Origin of the sequence: Clostridium boliviensis (assembly GCF_033342255.1) — a bacterium.
GTDB classification, from domain to species: domain Bacteria; phylum Bacillota; class Clostridia; order Lachnospirales; family Lachnospiraceae; genus Lacrimispora; species Lacrimispora boliviensis.
Genome location: NZ_JAWONS010000295.1, coordinates 1 through 274, shown reverse-complemented (window position 1 = coordinate 274; position 274 = coordinate 1). Strand labels below are relative to the sequence as shown.

Genomic DNA, 274 nt, shown 5'->3' with positions numbered 1-274 from the left:
CTCCAACCAGCTCCGGTTAAAAGTCAGATAATTCTCCAATGCCTTTTGGATGGCAAGGGCGCTCCCCCTTCCCGTCAAACAGGCCGTAACAATGGCCCCCTTTACGGTTTGAGGCCCCCTCGGGGGGCTCGCCACCGGCTCGGCGTCGAAGGGGATCAACGGCTTGAGATCCTCATACAGCTGCTCGAGGGAGCAACCCTGCATCCCTTTGCGGACGGCCTCGAGCACGTGCAGGGTGCTGACCATCGGGACCACCTTGACCGGAAGGTTCAAT

1 protein-coding gene is annotated in these 274 nt (G+C 60.2%); it reads right to left on the bottom strand.

From position 1 onward, the window contains the following. The coding region (locus RZO55_RS21585) for a hypothetical protein (RefSeq protein ID WP_318066333.1) at window positions 1-246 on the bottom strand (246 nt) is incomplete at its 3' end. Window positions 247-274: the final 28 nt, after the last annotated feature.